A 3,354-nucleotide genomic window follows, 5' to 3' on the forward strand; every position below is an offset into this window, starting at 1 on the left:
GTAGACCTCGCCGCGCACCTCCAGCACCGGCGGGGCGTCGCCCTGCAGGCGCAACGGAATCTGGCCGATGGTGCGCACGTTGTGCGTGACGTCCTCGCCGGTCTCGCCGTCGCCGCGCGTGGCCGCCTGGACCAGCACGCCGGCTTCGTAGCGCAGGTTGATGGCGAGGCCGTCGAATTTCAGCTCGGCGTTGTAGTCGACCGGCGCGTCGCCCTCCTTCAGCCCCAGCTCGCGGCGCACGCGGGCGTCGAAGGCGATGGCGCCGCCCTCGGTCGTGTCCGTCTCCGTCGTGATCGACAGCATGGGCACGACGTGATGCACCGGTGTCAGCCCGGGCAGCACGGCGCCGATGACGCGCTGCGTCGGCGAGTCCGGTGTCAGCAGCTCGGGGTGCGCGGCCTCGAGGGCCTGCAACTCCTGGAAGAGCTTGTCGTACTCGGCATCCGGCAGTGCCGGCGCGTCGAGCACGTAATAGAGGTGGGCGTGGTGGTTCAGCTGGGTGCGCAACTCGGCGGCGCGCCCGGCGAGACCATCTGCTTCGGGTGTCGGGTGGGAGGTCGGTGCCATGCCCGCCAGTTTAGAGGCGGGCCAGCCCCGACTTCAGGCCGGGCCGAAGGTCGCGCCGACGTTGTGCAGCATGTAGTTGCGGATCTCGCAGGTGCTGCGCGTGCCGGAGCCGATGCAGGCACCGGTCCAGCCGCGGAACACCTGGCCGGCCTTCGGCACCGCGCTCAGCAGCACCGTCTTGTACTTCGTGTAGCTCACGCCGCAGCTGCTGCCGCCTTGCACGCAGTTCAACGGCCCGGCCGTGCCGTTGACCGAGTTGGCCACGCTGCCCTGGCCGGTCACGCTGACCCGGATCGGGCGGCTCGGGTAGTAGGCGTCCAGATCGGCATCGACCCAGGTCTTGACCCACGGGTCGGTGGCGACGCCCTCGGCGACCTCGGTGAGCGGCTCGGCGCCGGCTGAGGTGTCCATCGTCGGCGCTGCGGCCTGGTCCACTGGTTGATCCACCAGTTGATCCACCGGTTGCTGCGCCAGCGGCGGCACCGGCGCATCCTCGACCGGCGTTGCCACCTGGGCCGCATCGGCCGCGTCGGCAGCACCAGCCGCATCACTTCCACCACCACCGCCGCATGCGGCCAGCAGTGCGGCCAGCATCGTTGCGCCGGCCATCTTGCTCAAGCTCTTCATTCCCTGCTCCAACCACGTCCGGCCTTGCACCATCGCAAGGTCCGCGTGACCTGACCTGTTTCGGCTCCGGCGCCACTTCATTGAGTGGTCTCTCGGGTCCGTTCGTTACCAGAAGTGCCGTTCGAGAATTGCTCCCGAAAGCGGACCAAGGCGAAAAGGCCCGGCCGTGCCATGCACCGCCGGGCCTCGTCGGATACCGCGTATCAGCGCGTCGAGAAGGTGTCGATCACCGCGCCGTCCTGGCCGATCGTCTTCACGTTGACCTTGCCGCCGTCCACGTCGATGCGCATGTAGTGGTACGCCGCCGTGGCCTTCGCGTTCAGCGGGCCGATGCTGTGGAAGCCGGCCAGCGCCGAGCCGCCACCGCCGGTCACGGTGTAGACCGCGCCCTTGGCATCGTCACGCACGCCGTTCGGGCTCGCGGCATCGGCATACACCGGCACCGAGCGCTCGTACACGTGGCTGTGGCCCGAGATCACCATCTTCACCTTCGGGTGCTTGCTGAAATCCTTGATCAGCGTCGGCCACGAAGCGTTCGGCGCATGGCCGTCGGAGTACGAGATCAGCGGCGCATGCATCAGCACGATGGTGTTCTGGATCGCGCTGTTGGCCGAGGCTTGCGCCAGGTCGTAGCGCAGCCAGTCGAGCTGGTGCTTGTAGTAGTACGCGTCGTAGTTGCCTTCGTTGGCGGCCGTGCAGTTGCTCGAGCACTCCATCACGTCGTAGTAGTCCGAGTTCAGGCGCAGCACCACGAAGTGCGTGCCCTTGTAGTCGAACGAGTAGTACATGTAGTCCGGATAGACGCCGCTGCGGGTCTTCGCGCAGGCCAGCTGGTAGAACTGCTCGTCGGTGTGGTGCGTGACGCTCGACGTGGTCCAGTCCTTGAAGTACGCCTTGTTCTGCGTGTGGTTCGGGATGCCGATCTTCTTCGGGTCGAACACGTCGCAGAAGCCGTTGCCGAACTTGTCCGGGTACCAGCCGTCGCCGAAGTTGTCGTCATGGTTGCCGACCACCGGGAAGTAGTAGGTCTGCAGGCCGGCGGCCGGCGTCTTGTTCTGCAGCGGCGCGATGATTTCCTTGAAGCTGCCCTTCGAGGCATCGGTCGGGCAATCGCCGCGCTGCACCCAGTTGGTCGACTTGTCGTAGCCGGTGACCATGTCGCCGAGGTTGAACACGAAGGCGGCCGGTTCCTTGACCATCCGGTTCACCAGGCCGATGTGCGCGGTGTTGCCGCCGCAGCCGTTGCCCGAGCGGCTGTCGCCGTAGGCCAGGAAGCTGAAGGCGCCGGCGCTCGCGGGCGGCGTGGTGGGCGGCGTGGTCGGGGGCGTGGTCGCCGCCGCAGCCGTCGTGAAGTTCCAGTTCGTCGTGCCGGCCAGCGCGTTGCCGGCGGTGTCCTTGATGCCAGTCGTGCCGGCCGTCAGCGCCACCGGGTACTGCGCGGCGGTCGAGAGGGCCGCGACCGGCGTGAACGTGGCGGTGTTGCCGCTGCACGCGATCGTGCCCGACACCGAACCCACCTTGAAGGTCTGGCCCGAGACGGTCGAGCAATCCAGCGTCTTGCTGAAGGTCACCTTGACCGGCGTCGTCACGGCGACATCGGTGGCACCGGCGCCGGGCGTGGCGCTCGCCACCGTCGGCGCGGTCGTGTCGGCGACGACGAACAACGCGCTCACGTCGCGCGCCTGGCTCATCGTGATGCTGCAGGTGCTGGCGCTGCCGGCGCAGTCGCCGCCCCAGGCGCTCAGCTTGAAGCCGGCGGCCGGCGTGGCGGTCAGCGTGACCGCGGCGTTCGGCGTGACGTCTTCGCTGCAGTCGGCGCCGCAGTTGATGCCGCCGGCGCCCGAGGCCACCGTGCCGGAGCCGCTGGTGCTGACGTTCAGGCGGTAGGTCGTGGGGCTCGTCGGCGGGGTCGTCGTGCCGGCCGGGCCGAACTTGGCCGTGACGGCGCGCGACTGGCTGTTGTTCAGCGTGCAGGTGTTGGCCGTGCCGGAGCAGGCGCCGCCCCAGCCGAGGAACACCATGCCGGTGTTGGGCAGCGCGCCCAGCAGCACCGAGGTGTACTTGGTGTACTTCACCGAGCAGGCCGTGCCGCCGTTGCCGCAGTTCATCGGCCCGAGCACGCCGCTCACCATGTTGCCCACCATGCCGGGGCCGGTCACC

Annotated in this window: 3 protein-coding genes; all 3 read right to left on the reverse strand. The window is 68.5% G+C overall.

What is annotated here, in order from left to right:
• Window positions 1-567: DNA ligase LigA-related protein (locus tag AC1D01_RS26190; protein ID WP_477871574.1), on the reverse strand; the 567-nt coding region annotated here is incomplete at its 3' end.
• 33 nt (window positions 568-600) lie between these two features.
• A complete protein-coding gene (locus tag AC1D01_RS26195) occupies window positions 601-1,194 on the reverse strand; it encodes a hypothetical protein (protein WP_477871576.1) in 594 nt (197 codons plus the stop codon).
• Window positions 1,195-1,397: 203 nt separating this feature from the next.
• Window positions 1,398-3,354: Ig-like domain-containing protein (locus AC1D01_RS26200; RefSeq protein ID WP_477871578.1), on the reverse strand; the 1,957-nt coding region annotated here is incomplete at its 5' end.

The organism is Rhizobacter sp. P3_B12 (genome assembly GCF_056402895.1).

What these genes read in the sequence shown, in the direction of transcription:
- AC1D01_RS26195 (WP_477871576.1), bottom strand. Translation starts at nt 1,194, where the DNA reads ATGAAGAGCTTGAGCAAGATGGCCGGCGCAACGATGCTGGCCGCACTG.